Annotated in this window: 18 protein-coding genes; 13 read left to right on the plus strand and 5 right to left on the minus strand. The window is 73.0% G+C overall.

The annotated features are described in order from the left end of the window. Positions 1-42: 42 nt before the first annotated feature. Entirely contained in the window at positions 43-618 is a 576-nt protein-coding gene (locus tag BO39_RS12335) for a 2'-5' RNA ligase family protein (RefSeq protein WP_084698072.1), read from the plus strand. Between the two features lie 6 nt (positions 619-624). Here the strand turns inward: BO39_RS12335 and BO39_RS12340 are convergent, their stop codons facing one another. Together BO39_RS12340 and BO39_RS12345 are read right to left on the minus strand one after the other, a co-directional pair. Continuing rightward, entirely contained in the window at positions 625-870 is a 246-nt protein-coding gene (locus tag BO39_RS12340; protein WP_043833587.1) for a hypothetical protein, read from the minus strand. A gap of 77 nt (positions 871-947) precedes the next feature. Continuing rightward, positions 948-2,108, minus strand: coding sequence for a M20/M25/M40 family metallo-hydrolase (locus BO39_RS12345; protein ID WP_043833589.1), 1,161 nt, complete (start codon positions 2,106-2,108; stop codon positions 948-950). A 107-nt stretch (positions 2,109-2,215) separates the two neighbouring features. Between BO39_RS12345 and BO39_RS12350 the strand changes: the two genes are divergently transcribed. Both BO39_RS12350 and BO39_RS12355 read left to right on the plus strand, forming a co-directional pair. Further along, the gene (locus BO39_RS12350) at positions 2,216-2,929 is read left to right on the plus strand and encodes a hypothetical protein (protein ID WP_043833591.1); all 714 of its coding nucleotides are present in this window, start codon (positions 2,216-2,218) and stop codon (positions 2,927-2,929) included. 4 nt (positions 2,930-2,933) lie between these two features. Further along, positions 2,934-3,671, plus strand: coding sequence for an aspartate/glutamate racemase family protein (locus tag BO39_RS12355; protein ID WP_043833593.1), 738 nt, complete (start codon positions 2,934-2,936; stop codon positions 3,669-3,671). On the opposite strand, the gene BO39_RS12360 is transcribed toward BO39_RS12355, so the two are convergent. Next, complete coding sequence (locus BO39_RS12360; RefSeq protein ID WP_043833595.1) at positions 3,668-4,417, minus strand: alpha/beta hydrolase; 750 nt, start codon at positions 4,415-4,417, stop codon at positions 3,668-3,670. The genes BO39_RS12355 and BO39_RS12360 overlap by 4 nt on opposite strands. Positions 4,418-4,501: 84 nt before the next feature. On the opposite strand from BO39_RS12360, the gene BO39_RS12365 reads away from it, so the two are divergent. The 5 genes from BO39_RS12365 (at position 4,502) to BO39_RS12385 (ending at position 9,520) form a co-directional block, all read left to right on the plus strand. After that, positions 4,502-5,623 carry a glycosyltransferase family 4 protein gene (locus BO39_RS12365; protein WP_043833597.1) on the plus strand — a complete coding sequence of 374 codons (1,122 nt, stop codon included), beginning with the start codon at positions 4,502-4,504 and terminating at the stop codon, positions 5,621-5,623. Further along, on the plus strand, positions 5,620-6,546 hold the full coding sequence (locus tag BO39_RS12370) for a glycosyltransferase family 9 protein (protein WP_043833599.1): 927 nt from the start codon (positions 5,620-5,622) through the stop codon (positions 6,544-6,546). The genes BO39_RS12365 and BO39_RS12370 overlap by 4 nt, the downstream gene beginning before the upstream one ends. A 123-nt stretch (positions 6,547-6,669) precedes the next feature. Continuing rightward, the gene (locus BO39_RS12375) at positions 6,670-7,665 is read left to right on the plus strand and encodes a TRAP transporter substrate-binding protein (RefSeq protein ID WP_052402007.1); all 996 of its coding nucleotides are present in this window, start codon (positions 6,670-6,672) and stop codon (positions 7,663-7,665) included. A 10-nt stretch (positions 7,666-7,675) separates the two neighbouring features. Then, positions 7,676-8,212 carry a TRAP transporter small permease gene (locus tag BO39_RS12380; protein ID WP_043833601.1) on the plus strand — a complete coding sequence of 179 codons (537 nt, stop codon included), beginning with the start codon at positions 7,676-7,678 and terminating at the stop codon, positions 8,210-8,212. 6 nt (positions 8,213-8,218) lie between these two features. After that, entirely contained in the window at positions 8,219-9,520 is a 1,302-nt protein-coding gene (locus BO39_RS12385; protein WP_043833603.1) for a TRAP transporter large permease, read from the plus strand. Between the two features lie 75 nt (positions 9,521-9,595). Here the strand turns inward: BO39_RS12385 and BO39_RS12390 are convergent, their stop codons facing one another. After that, positions 9,596-9,958 carry a hypothetical protein gene (locus BO39_RS12390; RefSeq protein ID WP_043833605.1) on the minus strand — a complete coding sequence of 121 codons (363 nt, stop codon included), beginning with the start codon at positions 9,956-9,958 and terminating at the stop codon, positions 9,596-9,598. A gap of 162 nt (positions 9,959-10,120) precedes the next feature. Between BO39_RS12390 and BO39_RS12395 the strand changes: the two genes are divergently transcribed. Next, entirely contained in the window at positions 10,121-11,395 is a 1,275-nt protein-coding gene (locus BO39_RS12395; protein WP_052402008.1) for a TAXI family TRAP transporter solute-binding subunit, read from the plus strand. Positions 11,396-11,402: 7 nt separating this feature from the next. Here the strand turns inward: BO39_RS12395 and BO39_RS12400 are convergent, their stop codons facing one another. Then, a complete protein-coding gene (locus tag BO39_RS12400) occupies positions 11,403-12,707 on the minus strand; it encodes a DUF445 domain-containing protein (RefSeq protein WP_052402009.1) in 1,305 nt (434 codons plus the stop codon). A 100-nt stretch (positions 12,708-12,807) separates the two neighbouring features. On the opposite strand from BO39_RS12400, the gene BO39_RS32585 reads away from it, so the two are divergent. The 4 genes from BO39_RS32585 (at position 12,808) to BO39_RS12415 (ending at position 14,867) form a co-directional block, all read left to right on the plus strand. Next, positions 12,808-12,957, plus strand: a complete 150-nt coding sequence (locus BO39_RS32585; RefSeq protein WP_156963666.1) for a hypothetical protein — start codon at positions 12,808-12,810, stop codon at positions 12,955-12,957. Further along, complete coding sequence (locus BO39_RS12405; RefSeq protein WP_043833609.1) at positions 12,954-13,685, plus strand: metal ABC transporter ATP-binding protein; 732 nt, start codon at positions 12,954-12,956, stop codon at positions 13,683-13,685. The genes BO39_RS32585 and BO39_RS12405 overlap by 4 nt, the downstream gene beginning before the upstream one ends. A gap of 64 nt (positions 13,686-13,749) precedes the next feature. After that, positions 13,750-14,574, plus strand: a complete 825-nt coding sequence (locus BO39_RS12410; RefSeq protein ID WP_245615134.1) for a metal ABC transporter permease — start codon at positions 13,750-13,752, stop codon at positions 14,572-14,574. A gap of 74 nt (positions 14,575-14,648) precedes the next feature. Then, on the plus strand, positions 14,649-14,867 hold the full coding sequence (locus tag BO39_RS12415) for a hypothetical protein (RefSeq protein ID WP_156963667.1): 219 nt from the start codon (positions 14,649-14,651) through the stop codon (positions 14,865-14,867). Positions 14,868-14,884 lie beyond the last annotated feature (17 nt).

A 14,884-nucleotide genomic window follows, 5' to 3' on the forward strand; every position in this document is an offset into this window, starting at 1 on the left:
CGGGGCAGCAGCCCCCAGTGCGGGGCAACCAACCCCGCCGCCATGGTTTCTACGGCGCGCCGGCCGCGTCGCAAGCCCGCCGGATCGGAGGACCGCCTGAACCAGCCCCAGCCCCCCGCGCCGCTGATCCTCACGCTGCGCTTCGACGACGCCAGCTTCGCGCGGCTGGATTCGCTGCGCCGGGCGCATTTTCCGCCCGAGCGGAACCATATCCCGGCCCATCTTACCCTTTTCCATGCGCTGCCAGGCGAGGCGCTGGAGGAGGTGCTTTCCGGCCTGCGCTTCGCCTGCGCGGCGACCCCGCCGTTCGTCCTGCGCTTTACCGGCCCACGGTCGCTCGGGCGCGGGGTGGCGCTGGAGGTCGCCTCGCCCGAACTTGTGTCGCTGAGGCGGGCGCTGGCGGCGGGCTGGTCGCACATGCTCACACGGCAGGACGCGGGGGGCTTCCGCCCGCATGTGACGGTGCAGAACAAGGTCTCGGCCGAGGCTGCCGCCGCGCTGCTGGCCGAGATGACCGCGGGCTTCGAGAGGTGGGAGGCGCGCGGCGAGGGCCTCCTCCTCTGGCATTATCGCGGTGGGCCCTGGGAAACCGCCGCCAGCATCCCCTTCGCGGGGTGAGACGTCTCAGCGATGAGCGTGCCGGGAGGCGCGGCGCGGCTGCGGCACGGCCACGCCCTGCGCCGCAGCGGCCCGCTGCCGAACCAGTTCGTTCCGCGTCAGGGGCCGGCCCTGGGCATTGAAGTCGGAGGTGGGAGCGGCACCGCGCGACCAACCGGGGCGGGAGATGGCGCCGGTCGCGCCCTGGGCGAAGGCGGATGTGCCGGCGACCAGACCGCCGAGGGCGAGAAGCATCGCGAGACGGGTGTTCATGGCCTCTGCTCCGAGACGGGTTGACCGCCTCTCAATCGCGCGTTCGTGATCGTGGCGCAAGCGCTCGTCGCGCGTGGTCAGACACTCGCCAGCAACCCCGCGAGCAACCTGGCGCGGGGGACGAGGCTGTCCTCGCGGATATATTCGCCAAGCGTGTGGTAGCCCGCGCCGAGCACCCCCAGCCCGTCCAGCGTCGGGATGCCCATTGCACCCGTGAAATTCCCGTCCGAGCCGCCGCCGGCGCTCTCGTGCCCCATGCCATGGCCGAGCTCGGCGGCCAGGGTTCTGGCGCGTGCGTAGAGGTCCATCACCGCCGCGTCCGGCTCCCACACCGGGCGGGTGACGCCGCGGCGCACCTCCAGCACCGTGTCCGGTGCGCTGGCGCGCAGGCCCAGCATCCGCGTCACTGCCCCGTCCAGGTCGGATTGCCGTCGGGCCATGGTCAGCGCCTCGGCGTCGCAATGGGTGGCCACGCAGTTCACCCATTGCCCCCCGTGGACGACGCCCACGGAATAGGTGGCGGCCTCGGTCGTCATCGCCTCGATGGCCAGGATCTGCCGGCACATCTCGCGGATCGCTGAGCGCCCGTCCGAGAGCTTCGCGCCCGCGTGGCTCGGGCGGCCGGTGGTGCGCAGGTTGAAGCGGGCGATGGCGTAGCGGCCGGTGACCACGCCGCCCATCGGGCTGTCCCCTTCCGGCCGGCCCGGCTCGGGCACGAGCACAACCGCGTGGCGGGCGGCCTCGGCCTCGATGAGGTCGCGGGTGGACGGCGTGCCCACCTCCTCGTCCGGGGTGAGAAGGACGGTGACGGGGCGGGATGTCGGGATGCCCGCGCGGGCGAGTTCCCGCAGCGCCTCGAAGGCGAGCAGCGTGCCGCCCTTCATGTCGCAGATGCCGGGCCCGTAGCAGCGCCCGCCCTCGCGCCGGAAGGGCAGGGCGGAGAGGGTTCCGACGGGATGCACGGTATCGAGATGCGCGAGGACGAGGATGCCCGGCGCATCGCCCGCCGCGTGCGGGAAGCGCGCCCGGACGGCGTCGCCGAAGCCCATCCGCCCGGGGATGCGCTCCACCCGCGCGCCCATCATCGCCAGGTCGCGCCCGGCGAGATCGAGCATCCGGTTCACCGCCGCCGCGTCGAAGGTCGGGCTCTCGCACTCCACCCAGGGCCGCAGGCGGCCGAGGATCGCCTCCGCGTCGAATGGCAGGGCGAGGGCGGGATGGGCCGGCAGGGCATCCATGGCGCGGGCTCCTTGGCAATGGGAGGGCCAGCCTGCGCGCTCGGGGGCGCGGGGTGAAGGGCCGCATCCTTTGGCGCCATGGGACCGGCCGCGGTAAGAAGGGGCGGATGAGTGACCCCCTGAACGTCGTCCCGCGCCGCCTGGTGCCGATCGCCGGCACGCTGGCCTGGCTTCCCGCCGACCTTCCGCCGAGCGAGCAGATGATCCCGCTCGGCGCCGAGCACGCCGCGGAACTGGCTGCTTCCGGTCCTACCCCGCGGCTCGATGCCCTGGCCGAGGAACTGCGCCCCCGGCTGGACCACGGCCGCGGCTTCGCCCTGCTGCGCGGGTTGCCGATGGGCGAGGACCCGGCCGCGCCCTTGCAGGCGCTGGCCGCACGGGTCGGCACGCCCGTTCCGCCCGGCCCCGCCACCGGCAGCCGGCATGTGGAGGCCTGCGACATCCTGCTGCTGCGCGCCACCGCGCCGGCTTCCACCGTGCTCCGCGCCGCGGCGGGCGTGCACAACGCTCTCCTTCGCAGCGACCGCGCAGCGCTTGCCGCCCTCTACGAAGCGCGCGGGGAACCCCCCGTGCCGGTCTTCTGCCACGACGGCGGTGTCTTCGCCGCGCGCTGGGACGACGCGGTGCTGCCGCCGGACCGCCTGCCCTCGGCCTTGCCAGAGGCGCTGGGCGAGGGCTTGCCGCTGAACCTTCGTACCGGCGACATCCTTGCCCTGAACCCCTTCCTCGTCTGGGCGGACCGGGTGCCCGGCGCCATAGTGGCCGCCTGCCGGGCCGAGCCATCGCGGCTGGACAGCGCGGCCTTCGCCGGGCTCGCATAGGCCCATGCGAATCCTCCTGGCCAATGCCAACACCACCGAGGCCATCACCGAGCGCTGCGCGGAGACGGCGCGCGCCGCGGCCTCGGCGGGCACCGAGATCGTGCCGGGCACACCGCGCTTCGGCCCGGCCGTCATCTCCTCCCTTCTGGAGAACGCGATCGCGGCCCACGGCGTGCTCGATCTGCTAGCCGAGCACGCGGGGGCGGTGGACGCGGTGGTGCTGGCCGTCTCCCTCGACACGGCGCTCGACGCCGCGCGCCAGCTCATGCCCTGCCCGGTGGTCGGCATGACCGAGGCCGCCTGCCTCACCGCCTGCATGCTCGGCAACCGCTTCGGGCTGGTCACCTTCGGCGGGACGGAAGCCTACCGCCTGCTGATCGAGCGCCACGGCCTGTCCGGCCGCCTCTCGGGCCTTATCGGGGTTGATTTCACGCCCCAGCGCGCCCTCACGGACCCCGCAGGGGCGGTGCGCGCGGTGGCGGAAGGGGTGGCGACGCTCGCGGCGGGGGGCGCGGACAGCATCGTGCTCGGCGGCGCCGCGCTGGCGGGAATGGAGCCGGCGCTCCGGGCGGCCTCGCCCGTGCCGCTGCTCGACGGGATCAGGTGCGGGGTGCGGATGGCGGAGGCGCTCGTCGCCCTTGCCCCGCCCCGCGCGCGGCAGGGGCCGATGGCGCCGGTGCGCGGGCGGGATTCAGTGGGTCTCTCCCCGGCGCTCGCGACGCTGCTGCGCGGCGGGGACTAGCGGGGCATCGCCTCCAGAACCCGCAGCAGCAGGGCGAGGTCCTGCGGGCGGGAGAGGCGATGGTCGCCGTCCTTGATGAGGGTCAGCTCCACGTCCGGGCCTGGCAGGGCTTCCACCAGGCGCAGCGCGTGGGCCCAGGGCACGTCCGGGTCCGCCATGCCCTGCAGCAGCCGCACCGGACCGGTGTAGGGGATCGGGCCCGGCAGCAGCAGGTGTGCCACGCCCTCCTCCAGCAGCCGGCGGGTGATCGGGATGGGCTCGCCATATTCCGAGGGAGCGCGCAGCACGCCGTCCCGCTCCAGCGTCGCCCGATGCTCCTCCGTCAGGGCGGGGCGGATCAGCGCCTCCGTGAAATCGGGGGCGGCGGCGAGGCCGATCAGCCCACGCACGCGCGCCTCGCCCAGCCGGCGCGCGAGGAGAAGCGCGATCCATCCGCCCATGGAGGAGCCGACCAGCACCAGCGGCCCCGGCGCTCGCGCCTCGATCACCAGCGCCGCGTCCTCGGCCCAGGTGCCGATGGTGCCCGCCTCGAAATCCCCGCCGCTGGCGCCGTGGCCGGAATAGTCGAGCCGCAGGAAGGCGCGGCCGCGCGCAGCGCAGGCATCCCGCAGGTGCAGCGCCTTCGTGCCCTCCATGTCCGAGCGGAAGCCGCCGAGGAAGACCACGGTGGGCCCGCTGCCGGGAAGGGCGGCCCACGCCAGGGGGGTGCCGTCGGAGCGGGGGAGGGTGCCGCGGGTCTCGTTCATCCGATGGGGCTTGCCGCAGCCCGGCCGGTGGCACAAGCGCGACCAGGGTGACGCGCGGCCCGCCGCCTTGTAAGGGGCAGCGCCATGCCCGCGCCCCCGCCCACTGTCCTGCAGGTGCTGCCCGCCCTCGGCGCGGGCGGGGTGGAGCGCGGCACGCTGGAGATCGCACGCGCCCTGGTGGAGGCCGGCGGCCGCGCCCTGGTGGCCTCCGCCGGTGGCCCGCTGGTGCCGGCGCTGGAGGCCGGGGGCGCCCGCCACATCCGCCTGCCGCTGGACCGGAAGAACCCCGCCGCGCTTCTCGCGGGCGCGGCCGCCCTGGGCCGCGTGGTCCGCGAGGAGGGGGTGGGCATCGTCCACGCGCGCAGTCGCTTCCCCGCCTGGTCCGCCCTGATGGCAGCGCGCGCGACCGGCGTGCATTTCGTGACGACCTATCACGGCACCTACAACGAGGATTTCCCGGGCAAGCGCCTCTACAACTCCGTCATGGCGCGGGGGGAGCGGGTGATCGCCATCAGCGAGCACATCGCCGCCCTGGTGCGGGCGCGGCACGGCGTCGGGCCGGACCGGCTGCGCGTGATCCCCCGCGGCGTCGATCCCGCACGCTTCGACCCCGCCGCCGTGGAGCCGGCGCGGGTGGCCGCCCTGTGCCGCGCCTGGAACCTGCCCGCGGGCCGCCCGGTGGTCCTGCTGCCAGGGCGGCTGACGCGCTGGAAGGGGCAGGCCGTGCTGCTGCGCGCCCTCTCCCTCATGCCCGAACCCCGCCCGGTCGTGGTCCTGGCCGGCGATGCCCAGGGGCGCGAGGCCTATCGCGCGGAGCTGGAGGCGCTGGCCGCCGGCGCCGAGGTGAGGTTCCCCGGCCCGGTCGAGGACATGCCGGCCGCGCTGCTGCTGGCCGACCTCGTGATCCATGCGAGCACCGATGCTGAGGCCTTCGGCCGCACGGTGATCGAGGCCCAGGCGATGGGCCGCCCCGTGATCGCCTCGGACCTCGGCGGCCCGCGGGAGACGGTGGAGGAGGGGGTGACGGGCTGGCGCGTGCCGCCGGGCGACCCGCCCGCGCTGGCGGAGGCCATGGCCCACGCCCTCTCGCTGCGCGAGGAAGCGCGCGCCGCCATGGGCCGCGCCTCCCGCGCCGCGGTGCTCGCGCGCTACACCACCCGCGCCATGCAGGAGGCCACCCTGGCCGTGTACCGGGAGCTGACGTGAGCGCGCGGATCCTCGTCATCAAGCTTGGCGCGCTCGGCGATTTCGTGCAGGCCTTCGGGCCCTTCGCCGCCATCCGGGCGCACCACCCGGGCGCGGAGGTCACCCTTCTCACCACCCCGCCCTTCGCGGAGCTGGCGCGGCGCAGCCCCTGGTTCGACCGCGTCTGGGACCATGGCCGCCCACGCGGCACCGACTGGCGGCGGCGGCTGGCGCTGCTCACCGGCCTCGCCGGCGAGCGGTTCGACCGCGTGTACGACCTGCAGACCTCTCCGCGCTCCTCGCGCTACCGCCTGCTGGTGGGGCGGCGGGCCGAGTGGTCCGGCGTCGCGCGCGGCGCGAGCCACCCGCACGCGAACCCCGACCGCAACGCCATGCACACGGTGGACCGGCAGCGCGAGCAGCTTCGGATGGCGGGGATCGACAGGTTTCCGGCGCCGGACCTCTCCTGGCTTGAGGCCGATCTTTCCGGGCTGTCGCTGCCACCGCGTTTCGCCCTGCTGATCCCTGGGGCCAGCCCGTCGCGACCGGGAAAGCGCTGGCCGGGCTTCGGGGCGCTCGCCGCCGCCCTCGCCGGCGCCGGCCTGCCCTCGCTGGTGGTGGGCGGACCGGGGGAGGCACCCCTGGCGGCGGAGATTCTCGCCGCGGCTCCCGGGGCGACCGATCTCACGGGTCGCACGAGCCTTTTCCAGCTTGCGGCCCTCGCGCGGCGCGCCGCGGTCGTCGTGGGCAACGACACCGGCCCCACCCATCTCTCCGCCGCCGCCGGCAGCCCCACCCTCGCCCTCTTCGGGGGGGAGAGCGACCCCGCCCGTTGCGCGCCGCGCGGCGCCGAGGTTTCCGTCATGCGCAGGGAGCCGATTGCGGCGCTGACGCCTGCGGAGGTAGCAGAGAGGGCGCTCCACCTGGCCGGGCTGCCCGGATAAGCGGCAGGGCTCGCTGGCCGAAGGCGCCATCAGCCCGAGCGCGCCCTTGCGCGCCTGCCGCCCTGGTGTCGAAGATGCTCGCGGAATCGTCCCGGCACCCCCGGCGCGCAGCGGAGCAGACTCATGGCCCTTACCCGTCGGAACCTCGTGGCGGCCGGCACCGCCGGCGCCGCAAGCCTCGCCGCCCTCCGCGAGGCCCGCGCGCAGGCGGCGACGCGCTGGCAGTTCGCCACCCCCTACGCGGACACCAATTTCCACACCCGCAACGTGAAGGCCTTCGTGGAGGACATCCAAAAGGCGACGAACGGCGCGCTTCAGGTGCAGCTGCACACCAACGGCTCCCTCTTGCCGATGCCGCAGATCAAGCGCGGCGTGCAGCAGGGCCAGGTGCAGCTCGGCGAGATCCTCATCTCCGCCTATGGCAACGAGGATCCCTTCTTCGAGCTCGACGGCGTGCCGCTGCTGGCCCCGAACTTCGAGGCCGTGGTGAAGCTGGCCGCGGCGTCCCGGCCCTTCATCGAGGCCCGCTTCCAGCGCACCGGCCTCGCCATGCTCTACAACGTGCCCTGGCCCCCCGGCGGCTTCTACAGCAACGCGCCGATCGAGAACCTGGACGCGCTGAAGGGCACCCGCTTCCGCACCTTCAACACCATGACCAACCGCTTCGCGACGCTGGTCGGCGCCAACCCGACGCTCGTGCAGGCCGCCGAGGTGCCGCAGGCCTTCGCGACGGGCGTGATCAACGCCATGGTCACCAGCGCCGCCACGGGCGTCGACTCCCAGGCCTGGGACTACTGCAAGGTCTTCACCCCCGTGAACTTCAGCTACACCAACAACGTCGTGTTCGTGGGCCGCCGCGCGCTGGAGGCCCTACCGGCGGCGCAGCGTACGGCGGTGATGGAGGCCGCGAAGGAGGCCCAGGCGCGCGGGCTGGAAATGGCGCGCGCCTCCGACAAGGAGGCGCAGGACACGCTTGCCTCCCGCGGGTTGAAGATCGAGCAACCGAGCGCGGCGCTGAAGGAGGGGCTGAACCGCATCAGCGCCACCATGACCGACGAGTGGGTCGCCAAGGCCGGCGAGGACGGCAAGAAGCTTATCGACGCCTACAAGGCAGCCTGAGCGCAGGGCGGTGATCCGGCGCGGGCTCGACGCCCTCTACGCGGTGGGGGCGGCGCTGGCCGCGCTGTCCCTCCTCGGCATCTTCCTCGTCATGATGGCGCAGGTGGCCTGCCGCTTCCTCAACACGCCCTTTCCGGGGGCGGACGACATCAGCGCCTATCTCTGCGTCTCCACGACCTTCTTCGCCCTCGCCCTGACCTTCAAGCGGGGCGAGCTGATCCGCGTCGGCCTGCTGCTGGAGAGGCTGTCGCCGGGTCCGCGACGCATCATGGAGATGCTGGCCCTCGCGCTCGCGGCCATCGGCTGCGCCTATGCCGTGTGGTGGACGGCGGACGACGTGCTCTTCTCCATCGAGATCGAGGACGTCGCCCAAGGCGCGCTCGCCATCCCGCTCTGGATCCCCAAGCTCGCCATGCCGCTCGGCGCGGGCATCCTCCTCGTCGCGGTGCTGGACGAGCTGGCGACGGTTCTCCGCGGCGGGCGTCCGAACTACGTGATCGCCGCGGAGGAGCGCGCCGCGCGCGGCGACTTCTCGGCCGAGGTATAGATCCCGATGGAATTGCTGGAACTCTCGGGCCTGCTGCTCCTGCTGCTGGGCCTTCTCCTCGCCGGTGGGCTCTGGATCGGGATGAGCCTCGCGCTGGTGGGCTTCGTCGCCGTCAGCTTCGTCCATCCCCAGCCCGGCACCTACCTTGCCAGCGCCTTCTGGGAGGCAACGGGCTCCTGGACGCTGGCGGCGCTGCCGATGTTCGTCTGGATGGGCGAGATCCTGTTCCGCACGAAGCTTTCCGAGGAATTGTTCAACGGCCTCGCCCCATGGGTGCGGCGCATTCCCGGGCGGCTGCTGCACGTGAACATCCTCGCCTGTGGCATCTTCGGCTCCGTCTCCGGTTCCTCCGCCGCCACCTGCGCGACGGTGTCGAAGATCGCGCTGCCCGAGCTCAAGCGCCGCGGCTACGACGAGGATGTGGCGATCGGCAGCCTCGCCACCTCGGGCACCCTTGGGATCATGATCCCGCCCTCCATCATCATGGTCGTCTATGCCGTTGCGGCGGAGGTCTCGATCGTCCGGGTCTTCATCGCCGGCTGCATCCCTGGCCTGATCGTGATGGTGCTGTTCAGCCTCTACATCGCCGTTTGGGCGCTGCTGAACCCGAAGAAGCAGCCGCCGATGGAGCCGCGGATGTCGCTGCGGGAAAAGCTGCGGGAGTCCGCCCAGCTCATCCCCTGCGCCATCCTCATCGTCGGCGTGATCGGCACGATGTTCGTGGGCTGGGCGACGGCGACGGAGGCCGCGGCCTTCGGCGTGCTCGGAAGCCTGCTGCTGGCGGCGGTCACACGCTGCCTCACCTGGGAGAGCTTCCGCGACAGCCTGACGGGCGCAACGCGGCTCTCCTGCATGATCATGTTCATCCTGGCGGGCGCCGCCTATCTAACGAAGGCAATGGCGCTCACGGGCATCCCGGCAGCCCTCGCCACCGCCGTCGCGGGGCTGGGCCTCGGCCCCTACGGCATCATCGCGATGCTCACGGTGGTCTATGTGCTGCTCGGCACGGCGCTGGACGGCACCTCGATGATCGTGCTGACCACCTCGATCGTCGTGCCGATGATCCAGCAGGCCGGCTTCGACCTCGTCTGGTTCGGCATCTTCATCGTGCTGCTCGTGGAGATCGCCGAGATCACCCCGCCGGTCGGGTTCAACCTCTTCGTCATGCAGACGATGACGGGAAGGGAGCAGACGGCGGTTGCCAAGGCGTCGCTGCCGTTCTTCCTCATGCTGGTGGTGACGGTCGCCATCATCACGCTCTGGCCGCGTACCGTCACCTGGCTGCCGGACGTCCTGCTGAGTCGCTGACATGAAAAAGCGCCGCCGGGGCATGCCCGGCGGCGCCTTTCAATCTTCCCGGGGCCTTGCAGCCCCGGGCGCGGCTCACATCACGGGACGCAGGCTGCCGTCCGGCGCGCGCTCGAAGACGCCGCCGCCGCCCATGTAGGCGCTGTCCGGATTGTTCGCAGCGCGGCGGTTGGCGCGCATCTCGCGGCGCATCGCCTGGCGCTCACGCATCGCGCGGCGGTGGTGCATGCCACGCTGCGGCATGTCGGAGGACATCGCGCCGCTGGTGGCGGGCACCATCGCGCGGCCGCGCGGCATGGTGGCACCGGACATGCCGGCGCCCGGGTTCGCGCCCGGGGCGACCATGTCGCTCTGGGCCTGGGCATGGGCGCCCGGCGCGGCGGCGACGAGGGCGGTGAAGGCGAAGGCGGCGGCGAGCACCGTCAGCTTGCGGGACATGGAAGTCTCCTGTTCTGCGATCCCTCGGGCGCGGCGAGGGCCCGTCCTCGGTGGATCGGGGACGCAACGTGGCGAAGGTGGCGTGGGTTTCCCTCAGGTGTCCCATCGGCAACCGCGGCTGGGCATCCTCGTTGCGCCCCTATGTGGGAAGCGCTGAAAGCCTTGTTCCGTTCCTGGGGGCTGGTGGCGCTGGCCACGCTGCTCGGGCTGCTGGTGGCCTGGCGCTTCGTTTCCCCGCCACCGCCCGAGACCATCCGCTTCGCCGTCACCGCCGAACCCGGCAGCGCCTATAACCGCGCGGTGGACCGCTATGCCGAGGAACTCGAGGCCGAGCGCTTCAAGGTGGAGCGGGTGCCCGCGCAGGGATCCGTGGAAAACCTTCGCCTCCTGCGGGAGGGGCGGGTCGACCTCGCCCTCGTTCAGGGAGGCGTGCCCTCCTCCACTGGGGCTGCCGGGCTGGCGACACTCGGGCAGGTTTTCTACGAGCCGGCCTGGGTCTTCGTCCGCTCGGCGCCGGAGGGCGGCAACCCGGTTTCCACGCTGCGTGGCCGAAGGGTGGCCGTGGGGCCGGAGGGTAGCGGTACGCGGGTGCTGGCGTTGGCCATGCTGGCGGCGAACGGCCTTCCGGCGGAGGCCATCCAGGCCGTGCCCCTCGCGGGGGCCGCCGCGGCCGATGCGCTTCTCAGCGGCGACGTTCAGGCCGCGATCCTCGTCGCCGCCGAGCCGAGCGTGGGGATCGAGCGTCTCGTCCGGGCGCCGGGGATCACGCTGTTGAACTTCGCCAGCCGCGCTGCGGCCTACGAGGCGCAACTGCCCTACCTCTATCGCGTCGTGCTGCCCAACGCGGCGCTGAGTCTTGCCGAGGACCTTCCGCGCGGCGACGTGACGCTGATGGCACCGGCCGCCTCGCTGCTCGCGCGCGCCGACCTCAACCCGCAGGTGGCCGCGCTGATGATGCGGATCCTGCGCGACACCCACAAGAACCGCACCCTCTTCGCCCCGGCAGGGCGCTTCCCCTCGGGCCTGGACCACGAGGTGCCACTGCAGGGCGATGCCTCGCGCTTTTACGAGAAGGGCATCTCCTTCCTGCAGACCTATCTACCCTTCTGGCTGGCGATCACCGTTGAGCGGCTCTGGGTGCTGCTGATCCCGCTCGTCACGCTGCTGCTGCCGCTCGCGCGCATCGCGCCGCCCATCTACACCTGGCAGATCGAGCGCCAGCTCTGGAGCATCTACAACCGCGTGCGGAAGGTGGACGAGGAGAGCGAGAAGGGCCTTTCCATCCGCGCCGCCGCCCGGCTGGAGGCGCTGGAGAAGGAGGCTGCCGCGCTTAAGCTGCCCGACAGCTACGCAAACCGCATCTACGAGCTGCGGCGCCACATCGCCTGGCTGCGGGAGAGGAAGACGGGAACCGCGCCCGCCGTGCCGCTGAGCTAGGCGCGGCCTAGAAGGAAACCCGTCCGAACAGCGCGTGCAGGATCGCGAAGAGCGCCCCGCCCGCCAGCGCGCCGACGACGGTGCCGTTGATCCGCACGTATTGCAGGTCCCGCCCGACGCGCAACTCGATCTTGTCCACGACCGTCGCCGTGTCCCAGCCAGCCACGACATCCCCGATGAAGCCTGCGATCCGCCCCTGGGCAGCCGGCAGCACTGCCAGGAGCGCGGCCTCGATCCCGCGGTCCAGCCGCGCCCGAGCCGCGCCGTCCTGCTCCAACAAGTCGCCAAGGTTCGTCAGCAGGCCCGCGATGAGGGACACCGTGCGGCCTGAGGGGCGGCCCGCATCCGCCTCCAGCGCGCCGCGCAGCCGCGTCCAGGCATCGCCCAGCCAAGCGGCGACGGCGGGGTGGGAGAGGGCGCCGCGCAGGGCTGCGGAAATCGCCTCCGCCCGGCCGGGATCGTTCTCCAGCCGGTCGATCTCCGCTTCCAGCCAGGCCTCGAAGGCGGCGCGCAGCTCGCTGTCCTCCGGGTCCATCTTCTCCAGCTCGGCGTTGAGCGCGGACAGGACGCGCCGGGCGACGGCGGCACCCGCCATCCAGCCGACCAGCGCGCCGCCCTCCGCCCGCACGCGCTGGGCGATGGCGGCTTTCAGGCTTTCCTCCTTCGCCGCCATCAAGGCGCGGAGCTGCGAGAGGGCGACGTCGAACACCTCGTGGTGCCGCCCGCCCTGCATGAGAAGTCGCAGCGCCCGCGCGACCAGCCGGGCGGCGGCCGGGCCGGAGACCATGCGCGGCAGCAGCCTGAAGAGGAGCCGCCGCGCCCTGCCGTCCTCCAGCGAGCGGAGGATGCGGGGCAGGGCGGCCGCCACTCCCTCGGCCATCGGGCGCACGGTCTCGGGGTCCGAGAGGAAGCGGCGCAGCAGCGCGGGGGCATCGATCCGCCCGGCCACCCGGCGCACTTCGGCCTCGGTCAGTACGTGGTTCGCAACGAAGCGGCCCAGCCCCTGGCCCAGCCGCGCCTTCTCGCGCGGGATGATGGCGGTGTGCGGGATGGGCAGGCCCAGCGGGTGGCGGAACAGGGCGGTGACCGCGAACCAGTCCGCCAGCCCGCCCACCAGCCCGGCCTTGCCCGCTGCCTGAAGCAGCTCCGTCCCATAGCCGGGCGGAAGGGCGTAGGAGCCGAGCGTCACCCCCGCCATGCCCGCGAGAAGCCCGTTCGCGATCCTCCGCTGCCGGCCCAGCCGCGCCCGCAGGGCGTCGTCGCCACGGTCTACCCGCGGGGCTTGGAGAAGAGAGGCATCGGGGGGCGTCATGTCCATCCTGGCGAAGAGTGGCGATCCGGCCGCCGCATCTCCAGGGTCGTCCTTCCCGCATCGGGGTTGGTGGGCGTTGAACGCCGGGGAGGGGAGGCGTATGTTATGTCGTAACACCATGACCGACGCCTCCCGCATCCGCCTGGAAGACCCCCTCTCGCTCTCCGCCGGCGCCCTGCCGCGGCTGGGTTGGGGCGCCGCCGTCTCGGCGCTGCTCTGGGGCGCGGTCGCCTGGGCGCTGGCGGCATGAGCGGGGCGATCCGCCTCCGCGACGTGACGCTCTCGCACGAGCGCCACCCTGCGGTTCACCACCTTTCCGGCGAGTTCGCGCCCGGCAGCCTCACGGCCGTGGTGGGCCCGAACGGCGCCGGCAAGACGACGCTGCTGCGGGCCATCGCGGGGCTCCACCCGCTGGACGAGGGGCGGATCGAGCGGCCGGCGGGGCGCATTGCCCTCCTGCCGCAGATGTCGGCCCTCGACCGCTCCTTCCCGATTGGCTGCCTGGACGTGGCGCTGCTCGGCCACTGGTCCCGCACCGGCGCCTTCCGCGCCATCGGCCCCGAGGAGCGCGCGCGGGCGGAGGCGGCGCTGGAAGCGGTCGGGCTTGGGGGCTTCGGCCGCCGGCCGGTCGGCAGCCTCTCGGCGGGGCAGTTCCAGCGGCTGCTTTTCGCGCGGCTGCTGGTGCAGGATGCCCCCATCATCCTGCTGGACGAGCCCTTCAACGCCGTGGACGCGCGCACCGCGGCCGACCTGCTCCGCCTCGTGCGGGAATGGCACGGGCAGGGGCGCACCGTGGTCGCCGTGCTGCACGACCTCGATCTCGTGCGGCGGGAATTCCCGGAAACCCTCCTCCTCGCCCGCGACCCCATCGCCTGGGGTGGTACGCAGGAGGCGCTAGGCGCCGCCAACCGGATGCGTGCCCGCATGATGGCCGAGGGCTGGGACGCCGCCGCCGCCCCCTGCGATCGGGCCGCCTGATCCCCTGCTGTCCGGTTCCCTTCCTTACGACCTCCTGATCGCGCCCTTCGCCGAGTTCGGCTTCTTGCGGCGCGCGCTGGTCGGTTGCCTCGCGCTCTCGGTCGCGGCGCCCCCGCTCGGCGTCTTCCTCGTGCTGCGGCGGATGAGCCTGACGGCGGACGTGCTTGCCCATGGCATCCTGCCGGGCATCGCCGCGGGCTTCCTCGTCGCGGGGCTCTCGGTCACGGCCATGTCGCTCGGCGGGCTGGTGGCGGGGCTGGTGGTCGCGCTCGGTGCCGGGGCGCTCTCCCGGGCCACGGGGGGGAGGGAGGATTCAACCCTCGCCGCCCTCTACCTCGTGGCGCTGGCCCTCGGCGTGGTCATGATCTCGATGGGCGCGGGATCTGTGGAACTGACTAACCTTCTCTTCGGCAGCGTCCTCGGCGTGGACGACCCGGCGCTGCTGATGATGGCGGGAGTGGCCACGCTGACCCTCCTGGCCCTTGCCCTCGCCTGGCGGCCGCTGGTGCTGGAGTGCTTCGACCCCTCCTTCGCCGCGGCCGAGCGCGCGGGCGGCGGGCTCTGGCACATGCTCTTCATGGGGCTGGTGGTGCTGAACGTGCTGGCGGCCTTCCAGGCGCTGGGCACGCTGATGGCCGTCGGGCTGATGATGCTGCCCGCCGTCGCTTCGCGGCACTGGGCGCGGGGCGTGGGTGGCATGGCCTATGCGGCCTCCGGCATCGCCATCCTCTCCTCCGTCGCGGGGATCCTCGCCTCCTATCACCTGGACGTGCCCACCGGGCCGGCGGTGGTGCTGGCGGCCGGGCTGGTCTGGCTGGTCTCGGTCGTCGCGGGGCCGGTCGAAGGGGTGCTCGCCCGGGTGCTGCGGCGCCGGCATCTCTCGGGCTGAGCGGGGCGCCTGCCACGCGCCCGTGCCTGCCGCGTTTCTCTTTGATCGCCGCAAAGGCGACGAAGGAGATGGACATGGCCTCGAAATGGGACGACCGGCTGCGCCAGGCTGCGGAGACGCGCGGCACGGTGACGATCACCTGCACGGAGGGTGAGAAGGACGATATCGCCGCGGCGGCCGAGGCGGTCGGCGCGCGCTACCACCTGCACCCGCAGCTCGACCGGGCGCCCGCCAACGGCATGCGTGTCGGCTTCCGCCACGCCGGCGGCGAGGGCGAGCCGCCGCTGAGCTGAACGTGCCGCGGACCGGC

Origin of the sequence: Roseomonas aerilata DSM 19363 (assembly GCF_000711725.1) — a bacterium.
In the GTDB taxonomy this organism is placed as follows: Bacteria; Pseudomonadota; Alphaproteobacteria; order Acetobacterales; family Acetobacteraceae; genus Roseomonas; species Roseomonas aerilata.

Bases quoted from the DNA above. Each gene is read 5' to 3' on its own strand.
- BO39_RS12335 (WP_084698072.1), top strand. From the start codon at position 43: ATGGTTTCTACGGCGCGCCGGCCGCGTCGCAAGCCCGCCGGATCGGAG.
- BO39_RS12340 (WP_043833587.1), bottom strand. From the start codon at position 870: ATGAACACCCGTCTCGCGATGCTTCTCGCCCTCGGCGGTCTGGTCGCC.
- BO39_RS12345 (WP_043833589.1), bottom strand. From the start codon at position 2,108: ATGGATGCCCTGCCGGCCCATCCCGCCCTCGCCCTGCCATTCGACGCG.
- BO39_RS12350 (WP_043833591.1), top strand. From the start codon at position 2,216: ATGAGTGACCCCCTGAACGTCGTCCCGCGCCGCCTGGTGCCGATCGCC.
- BO39_RS12355 (WP_043833593.1), top strand. From the start codon at position 2,934: ATGCGAATCCTCCTGGCCAATGCCAACACCACCGAGGCCATCACCGAG.
- BO39_RS12360 (WP_043833595.1), bottom strand. From the start codon at position 4,417: ATGAACGAGACCCGCGGCACCCTCCCCCGCTCCGACGGCACCCCCCTG.
- BO39_RS12365 (WP_043833597.1), top strand. From the start codon at position 4,502: ATGCCCGCGCCCCCGCCCACTGTCCTGCAGGTGCTGCCCGCCCTCGGC.
- BO39_RS12375 (WP_052402007.1), top strand. From the start codon at position 6,670: ATGGCCCTTACCCGTCGGAACCTCGTGGCGGCCGGCACCGCCGGCGCC.
- BO39_RS12385 (WP_043833603.1), top strand. From the start codon at position 8,219: ATGGAATTGCTGGAACTCTCGGGCCTGCTGCTCCTGCTGCTGGGCCTT.
- BO39_RS12390 (WP_043833605.1), bottom strand. From the start codon at position 9,958: ATGTCCCGCAAGCTGACGGTGCTCGCCGCCGCCTTCGCCTTCACCGCC.
- BO39_RS12400 (WP_052402009.1), bottom strand. From the start codon at position 12,707: ATGACGCCCCCCGATGCCTCTCTTCTCCAAGCCCCGCGGGTAGACCGT.
- BO39_RS32585 (WP_156963666.1), top strand. From the start codon at position 12,808: ATGTTATGTCGTAACACCATGACCGACGCCTCCCGCATCCGCCTGGAA.
- BO39_RS12405 (WP_043833609.1), top strand. From the start codon at position 12,954: ATGAGCGGGGCGATCCGCCTCCGCGACGTGACGCTCTCGCACGAGCGC.
- BO39_RS12415 (WP_156963667.1), top strand. From the start codon at position 14,649: ATGGCCTCGAAATGGGACGACCGGCTGCGCCAGGCTGCGGAGACGCGC.